Annotated in this window: 6 protein-coding genes; 4 read left to right on the top strand and 2 right to left on the bottom strand. The window is 67.8% G+C overall.

What is annotated here, in order from left to right:
* Positions 1–237: 237 nt before the first annotated feature.
* Both H0W38_RS18045 and vapB read right to left on the bottom strand, forming a co-directional pair.
* Positions 238–648, bottom strand: a complete 411-nt coding sequence (locus tag H0W38_RS18045) for a type II toxin-antitoxin system VapC family toxin (protein WP_292456663.1) — start codon at positions 646–648, stop codon at positions 238–240.
* A gap of 9 nt (positions 649–657) precedes the next feature.
* Entirely contained in the window at positions 658–897 is a 240-nt protein-coding gene (vapB, locus tag H0W38_RS18040) for a type II toxin-antitoxin system VapB family antitoxin (RefSeq protein WP_292456661.1), read from the bottom strand.
* A 251-nt stretch (positions 898–1,148) separates the two neighbouring features.
* On the opposite strand from vapB, the gene H0W38_RS18035 reads away from it, so the two are divergent.
* The 4 genes from H0W38_RS18035 (at position 1,149) to H0W38_RS18020 (ending at position 3,780) form a co-directional block, all read left to right on the top strand.
* The gene (locus H0W38_RS18035; RefSeq protein ID WP_292456659.1) at positions 1,149–2,024 is read left to right on the top strand and encodes a MotA/TolQ/ExbB proton channel family protein; all 876 of its coding nucleotides are present in this window, start codon (positions 1,149–1,151) and stop codon (positions 2,022–2,024) included.
* Between the two features lie 88 nt (positions 2,025–2,112).
* Positions 2,113–2,538 carry a biopolymer transporter ExbD gene (locus H0W38_RS18030; RefSeq protein WP_292456657.1) on the top strand — a complete coding sequence of 142 codons (426 nt, stop codon included), beginning with the start codon at positions 2,113–2,115 and terminating at the stop codon, positions 2,536–2,538.
* Between the two features lie 3 nt (positions 2,539–2,541).
* Positions 2,542–2,985, top strand: a complete 444-nt coding sequence (locus tag H0W38_RS18025) for a biopolymer transporter ExbD (RefSeq protein ID WP_292456654.1) — start codon at positions 2,542–2,544, stop codon at positions 2,983–2,985.
* A 57-nt stretch (positions 2,986–3,042) separates the two neighbouring features.
* Positions 3,043–3,780 carry an energy transducer TonB gene (locus H0W38_RS18020; RefSeq protein WP_292456653.1) on the top strand — a complete coding sequence of 246 codons (738 nt, stop codon included), beginning with the start codon at positions 3,043–3,045 and terminating at the stop codon, positions 3,778–3,780.
* Positions 3,781–4,111 lie beyond the last annotated feature (331 nt).

Raw genomic sequence — 4,111 nt, 5'->3', positions numbered from 1 at the left:
TGAGCGCAGCGAACGAAGCGAGTTGTGCGACGGCCCGCAAGCCCGAGCAGCACAGCGCAGTCGGCCCTGCGGGCCGACCGCCGCACCGGCGCGCCGCCGCACGCCCGCCCACGGCTTTGCACCCGCCGAGCGCTCGCATAGCTGTCAACCACAGGTCCGCAACGGACCGATTGCCGACCCGTGCAGGGCCCGATCAATCTCAGCGTTCTTAGCTGATCGAACGCAATTGCGTATCACTCATGGCGCGTCTTCTATCCAGTTTTCCATCAGCAAGCCCGGTACACGCTCGAACTCCCGCAGGTTGTTGCTGACCAGGGTAAAGCCCTGGCTGCGCGCGTGGGCCGCAATGTGCAGATCGTTCACGCCGATGGGCGTGCCCCGCTTTTCCAGATGGGCGCGGATGCTGCCGTAATGGGCAGCAGCGTTGGAGCCGTAGTCGAGCACGGTCAGCCGGCTGCAGAAATCTTCGACAACTGCGAGGTTGCGCGGGGGGTCCATGCTTTTTTCCGCACCGTGCAGCAGCTCCGCCAGCGAGATCGAAGACAGCGCCATGCGCCCGTGGTGTCGGTTGAAAACGTCCAACACGCCGGGAGGGCGCCGCTTGATAACGTAAACGGCAATGTTGGTGTCCAGCATGTAGGTCAGCATGGCGGGCGGCTACACGTCCAGCGGCTCTCGCGGCGCCTGATGTTGGCTGGCTCGCTCCGGCATGAAGTCTTCCGTCGGCATCGGTCCGTTTCTGAAGAAGCTGTCCCACGCTGCATCCACTGGCGAAATCACGCGCTCGACGCCCACCACCCGCACTTCCACCTTTTTGACGGAGCTCGGGAAGCGCACCTCGGCGGGAAGGCGAACTGCCTGGCTCCGGTTGTTGACGAAAACGGTGCTGATGGCCATACGCAGCTCCAGTTGGGATATAGCAGCAGTATATGGCTCTTGCCAGGAACCGCCCCGCCTGCGCGGAAAGAAGTGCCGTTCGAGCGCGTAAATCCCGGTCGCCGCCTTGCGGACGAGGCGGGCGGCATGGCAGCGCGCGTCGGTGGCCTATGGCGGCGCCCTCAGCGACGCAGGGCCGCGCTCCGGTACATTCCCCACGGGCGGCATGGGCCGCCTTTCGATTTTTCGACCCTGCGTTCACCGGAGACCTCATGTTGCGTTCGTTTTCTCGTCCTGCGGCAGCCCTGCTGTTGGCGATGGCCTTCATGACGACCGCCGCCGGCATCACCGTTCGTGACGCGCAGGCGCAGGCCTCCACCAGCGCGCCCGGAGCGGCCAGCGAAGCGGTCCCGCCGGCATCGAAGCCAGCCGCCACGACACCGGCGCCCATGACCTTGCCGGCCACGCCCAACGGCGCCGAGACGACCCTCAACCCCTACGGTCTCGAATCGCTCTGGCGTACCAGCGACGGCGTGGCCAAGGCGGTGCTGCTGGTGCTCGTGATCATGTCGATGGGCACCTGGTACATCCTCATCGTCAAGGTCATCGAGCAGGCCAAGATCGGGCGCCAAGCCAAGCTCGCCACCAAGAGCTTCTGGAGCGCCGGCACGGTGCGCCAGGGGGCCGACACGCTGGAGCAGGCCAGCCCCTTTCGCTTCATCGCCGAGGCGGGCATCGAGGCCACCAAGAAGCACGGTGGCCTGTTCGAGCATGTGGACCTCCACAGCTGGGTGACGATGTCGATCCAGCGCGCGATGGAACGCGTGCAGAGCCGCCTGCAGGACGGCCTGGCCTTCCTCGCCACGGTCGGCTCGACGGCGCCCTTCATCGGCCTGTTCGGCACGGTCTGGGGCATCTACCACGCGCTCACAGCCATCGGCGTGGCCGGGCAGGCCTCCATCGACAAGGTGGCCGGCCCGGTCGGCGAGGCGCTGATCATGACCGCCCTCGGTCTTGCCGTGGCCGTGCCCGCTGTGCTCGGCTACAACTGGCTGGTCCGCCGCAACAAGGCGGCGATGGACGACGTGCGCGCCTTTGGCAGCGACCTGCATTCGGTGTTGCTGGCTTCGGTGAAATTCAAGGGTTGAGATGACGACCCCCACGCGCCCTCAGCGCTGCCCCCCGAGGGGGCGCTCGGCCCTGTCGGGGCGAACCGGCGAGGGCTGACCCGTGGCGATGCAGACCGGCTCCCCGTTCGGGGAGGAAGACGAGGTGGTCTCCACCATCAACACGACGCCGCTGGTCGACGTGATGCTGGTGCTGCTCATCATCTTCCTGATCACCATCCCGGTCGTCACCAGCTCCATCGCGGTGCAACTGCCCAAGGAAGCGATCGAAATCCGCGAGACCCGGCCCGAGAACGTCGTCATCTCGGTCGATCGCAGCGGCGCGATCTACTGGTACGACGCCCGCGTGCCCAGCACCGAGGCACTGGTCGAGCGGCTGGAAAAGGTCTCGGTCATGCGGCCGCAGCCCGAAGTGCACATCCGCGGCGACCACGCGGCACGCTACGAATCGGTGGGCCGGGTGGTCTACGCCTGCCAGCTCGCCGGCATCACCAGCGTGTCCTTCATCACCGAGCCGCCGGCCAGGGGAGGCTGAACGATGGCCATGAATGTCTCGAGCGGCACCAACGCAGGCGGCGAGCCCGAGGTGATGATGGACATCAACACCACGCCGCTGATCGACGTGATGCTGGTGCTGCTGATCATGCTGATCATCACCATCCCGATCCAGCTGCACGCGGTCAACCTGGCCCTGCCGGCCGGCAACCCGCCACCGCCGCCGCTGGTGCAGCCGCAAATCGTGAAGGTCGACATCGATGCGAGCAGCCGCGTGTTCTGGAACGGCGAGGTGCTGGCGGGCCCGGTGGAAGTGGACGCCCGGCTGCGCGAACTGGCGGCGCTGCCGCTCGAGACGCAGCCTGAGCTGCACCTGCGCCCGGATCGGGGGGCCCGATACGAAACCGTGGCCTCGGTGATGGCCAGCGTGCAGCGCCTGGGTCTGACCAAGTTCGGCATCGTCGGCAGCGAGCAATTCGCGCCGTGACCGCGGCCGGGCCTGGCAACGCCCGGCGCGGCGCCGGGCCGCAATGAAACCTTCGGCATGGACCTGAACTACCAGCGGCAACCGGCATCGAGGCGCCTCATCGGCCTGACGGCCGTGGTCGTGCTGCATCTTTTCATCTTCTACGCGCTGGTGTCCGGGCTGGCGCGCGACATGGTCGAAGTGGTCAAGAAGCCGCTGGAGGCGAAGATCATCGCCGCGCCGCCACCACCTCCGCCACCATTGCCGCTCGCGCCTCCACCGCCGCCGCCGCCGCCGCCCCCGGCGCCGCCGCCTCCGGAGCCACCGCCGCCGCCACTGCCCAAACCGCCGCCGCCGCCTCCCAAACCACCGCCGCCCAAGCCGCCGCCACCACCGCCCTACGTGCCGCCGCCGAGGATCCAGCCGCCGCCGGTGCCCGCCCCGCCGCCGATCACGGTGGCGCCGGCACCCGTGCCGCCGACAATCGAATACAAGATCGAGCCGCCGCCTCCTGCGCCGCCCCCGGCGCCGCCTGCCCCGCCGCCGGCACCGCTGCGCCAGGACATCGGCGTGGTCTGCCCGAAGCAGGTCAAGCCCGACGTACCGCGTCGTGCGCTGCAGGACGGCACTTCGGGCGTGGTGCGTGCGCAGGTGCGCATCAGTGGCGGCGTGATCCAGGAAGTCACCATCCTGTCGGGCCCGCGCGTTTTCCACTCCGCCGTGCGCAACGCCATGCTGCAGTACCAGTGCGCCAGCGGCGCCGGCGGCGCCGGCGAAGTGATCGCGACGCAGGAGTTCGAGTTCAGGATCGAGTAGCGCTTTGCCCGCGCTGCCGGACGCGGCAGCCGTTGCGAAGCAAGGCACCCTCGAGTCGGAACGAGGGCGCGAGCGTCGAGCCGATGCCTTGCACACGCCGCTGACCCTCTGGCAAACGCTGCTGCAGGCGTATCGACAACTGGCCGCTATACATTCTTGCTATACATTCCCGAACATTAAACTGTATTGAGCGACCATGGAAACCACGAGCCAGTTCGTGTTTCGTGCGCCGGAATCCTTCGTGCGGGAAACGGCCGAGGCCGCGCGCCTCAGCGGGTTGAGCCGCTCCGAATACGCCCGGCGCGCCATCGAAGAGGCCAACGCGCGTGCC

It is taken from the genome of Methylibium sp. (genome assembly GCF_013817365.1).
Classification (GTDB): domain Bacteria; phylum Pseudomonadota; class Gammaproteobacteria; order Burkholderiales; family Burkholderiaceae_C; genus Methylibium.
The sequence above is the reverse complement of the archived record's forward strand: the minus strand, read 5'-3'. Positions and strand labels throughout refer to the sequence as shown.

What these genes read in the sequence shown, in the direction of transcription:
- H0W38_RS18045 (WP_292456663.1), bottom strand. Translation starts at nt 648, where the DNA reads ATGCTGACCTACATGCTGGACACCAACATTGCCGTTTACGTTATCAAG.
- vapB (WP_292456661.1), bottom strand. Translation starts at nt 897, where the DNA reads ATGGCCATCAGCACCGTTTTCGTCAACAACCGGAGCCAGGCAGTTCGC.
- H0W38_RS18035 (WP_292456659.1), top strand. Translation starts at nt 1,149, where the DNA reads ATGTTGCGTTCGTTTTCTCGTCCTGCGGCAGCCCTGCTGTTGGCGATG.
- H0W38_RS18030 (WP_292456657.1), top strand. Translation starts at nt 2,113, where the DNA reads ATGCAGACCGGCTCCCCGTTCGGGGAGGAAGACGAGGTGGTCTCCACC.
- H0W38_RS18025 (WP_292456654.1), top strand. Translation starts at nt 2,542, where the DNA reads ATGGCCATGAATGTCTCGAGCGGCACCAACGCAGGCGGCGAGCCCGAG.
- H0W38_RS18020 (WP_292456653.1), top strand. Translation starts at nt 3,043, where the DNA reads ATGGACCTGAACTACCAGCGGCAACCGGCATCGAGGCGCCTCATCGGC.